This is a genomic window from Wenyingzhuangia sp., assembly GCF_039768515.1.
Lineage (GTDB): Bacteria > Bacteroidota > Bacteroidia > Flavobacteriales > Flavobacteriaceae > Wenyingzhuangia.
In genome coordinates this window covers 1-2,885 of record NZ_JBDNAI010000003.1, presented here as the reverse complement: position 1 = coordinate 2,885, position 2,885 = coordinate 1, and the positions used below count along the sequence as shown (strand labels likewise).

Annotated in this window: 2 protein-coding genes and 1 pseudogene; all 3 read right to left on the bottom strand. The window is 34.7% G+C overall.

Annotated features, from left to right (window positions below):
- A pseudogene (locus ABF281_RS00055) lies at positions 1-338 on the bottom strand (glycosyltransferase); the annotation flags it as partial.
- A gap of 105 nt (positions 339-443) precedes the next feature.
- A complete protein-coding gene (locus ABF281_RS00050; protein ID WP_347179658.1) occupies positions 444-1,955 on the bottom strand; it encodes a DEAD/DEAH box helicase in 1,512 nt (503 codons plus the stop codon).
- A 119-nt stretch (positions 1,956-2,074) separates the two neighbouring features.
- Positions 2,075-2,885 (bottom strand): glyoxylate/hydroxypyruvate reductase A (locus ABF281_RS00045; protein WP_347179657.1); only part of this gene is annotated, 811 nt, incomplete at its 5' end.

The following is a 2,885-nucleotide window of genomic DNA, read 5'->3' as shown; positions in this document are numbered from 1 at the left end:
AGGTCTTCTGTATCTAGAATTGTAAGGGCTTTGGGTAGTATATCGCGAACCCGCCAACCAAATTGTTCCTCTGATATAAATCTGTCAAAAAGAACTATATCTGGTGTAGTTTCTTCTAGTAAAAGATCAAAAGAAGGGTCATTCACAAGAATTTGTTGGGTAGTAATACCTTTTTCTTTTAAGGCATGTAGCCCGTCTAAATGTTTACTAGTAGCTGCAAAAGTAATTTCAAATTGTTGAGATATAAAAATAGCTAGTAACTCATGCATACGAACGCCAGCAGCAGTAGCATTGGCTTCGGGCCAATTAGTGCTAATACAGAGGAGCTTTTTGTTCATATTAAAACGAATTTACAGCATTTTTAGTGCAATGAAGTCCTGTTGATTTGAAAAAGTTCTCCGCTTGATTTCAAAAAGTTCTCCGCTGCAAAATACCTATGAATCTTACATTTTTTTGGCAAACATCTGAGATATTTTGAGCCTTAATTTTCTCTCATAGTCTTCCTCCAACCACTCTTTGTAGTTTTTTGTATTATTCATAATACAATAGGAATAGAGTCTTATTCTGTAGGCAATTTCTTCTTTGAGCAATTTGGCTAACATTCGAGCGTCAAACACATCTTCACTATTCTCAAAACAAATTTGAGCGTGTTGTGAGATACTTCTATCTAAGACTTCCTTTGACTTTAAACCTTGTGCAAACACCTCTTTATACACTGCTTTTACGTCAAATTGAAGTACACTAGATTTTTTGAATTTTTGCTTTAAACCAAAAGGCATCTCATAAACAAATTCTCTTTCAATATCCTCGTCATTTTTAATGTTTTCAAGGTAAAAATCAGGAAAATGGAAGATCTCTTGCCAATCAATTGGTGCATTCCATGGACCAAACCTAGCAATATTGTTACCCATGTCTATTACATTGAAATGAGATTTATTTTCCAATATTCTCGATCCTCTACCAATCATTTGAAAGTATAAGGTCAATGATCTGGTGGCCCTATTTAAAATAATAGTCTCTACGCTAGGTTCATCAAATCCGGTCGTTAAAATACTCACTGATGTTAAAATGGCATTGGGCGTTTGAGAAAACCATTCTAATATTTCCTTTCGCTCAGAAGCACTATTTTTATTATCTAAGTGTCTAATGTCATGCCCAGCTTTTTTAAAAGTCTCATAGACGTATTTAGACGTGTTTATACCATTATTAAAAATCAGGGTTTTTGAGCCTAAGGCTATTTCTTCATATGCCTCAAGCAATTGTGATAACATGGAGTGGTTGCCGTAAAATGCATCTGAAGATTTTACGGTATAGTCTCCATTGATCCCTAATTTTAATGTTTTTAAGCTTACATTTTTGTTATACAAATGCGCCTGTGCTAGAAATTTTTTATCAATTAAAGAGGTAATAGACTCTCCTACAATAAGTTTCTTGTAGTGGTCTTTCATTGGGAGCTTAATATTTGAACTGAGTGGCGTTGCAGTAACTCCTAATATAACAGCGTGTTTAAAAAACTTCATCAGTTTTCTAAATGAGTTATAATGTGCCTCATCTATAATCACCAATCCAATATTATCTAAACTTACTTTTTCCTCTTGAAGTCTGTTGTTTAGCGTCTCTACCATAGCCACAAAACAACTGTAATCTTCTTGGTCTTCGAGAGACTTCACATCAGAGTTGATGATTTTATTATGAACCCCAAAGCCCTCTAACATTTTAGATGTTTGCGTGCTTAACTCAATTCTGTGGGTGAGCACAACTACCTTTTTACCCTTAGTAGCGATATATCTTTTTGCTATTTCAGAAAAAACTACTGTTTTACCACCACCAGTCGGTAACTGATATAACAAGTTAGTATCAGTAGGAGCGCTGTCCAGATAGTCAAAAATGGTATCTAGATCATTTTGTTGGTAATCGTAAAGTGTTTTCTCAGAAAATTTCGTTGAAACAGACAAGTAGTAGCGTTTTTTAATGGTTTTTGTAAAATGATTTTTAAGATTTCTCTAAAAAATCAAACGTACAAAATTAACAGATTTTTACCGCTAAGCATAAGGAATCACCGAAAAAGATTAAATTAATATCCCTTTAAAGTATCTACTTGATTTAAAAGCGGTTGGTGGCTCGTTAATCTGTTATAATTAGCTATTATTTGAGTAACGACAGATTCTGGACTAGAAATACTTGCGCAATGAGGGGTAATATGAATTTTTGAATGACCCCAAAAGGGGCTTTTTGTATCCAATGGCTCCGTTGGAAAAACATCTATTGCGGCACCGCACATATGTCCTTTGTCTATACTTTGGATTAAATCCTCACCCATCAAATGTGGTCCTCTTGCCACATGAATTAGATATGCTCCACGGGGTAATTTTGAGAAAAGAGATTCATTTAAAATTCCATTTGTATCTGGTGTTAGTGGTAGTAAACACACCAAAACATTGGTTTTTTCCAAAAATAAATCCAAATCTACTTTTTCATAGGTTGTGATTCCTTCTATTTGTTTTTTAGAATTAGACCATCCTAAAACACTAAAACCTTGAATCGCTAGTGCTTTCGCTGTGGCAGATCCCAATACACCCATTCCCATGATGCCAATCGTGATATCTTTCTTTCTCAAATATGGATTTTGCTTCCAAAGTGATAAAGATTGTTGTGAATGATATTGATACAATCCCTTCATATGAGCATATACTTGCGCTGTAACGAACTCTTCCATATCTGTTATCAATAAAGGGTCTACTACCCTAGTCATTAACAATTCTTGACGAAAAGAAGGATCTTCGAAAATAAAGTCTACTCCTGCGCCCATAGAAGCTACACATTTTAAATTTTTGTATTGCTCAAATAATCCGTGGGGCTGTTTCCACACCAATGCCATTGTAATT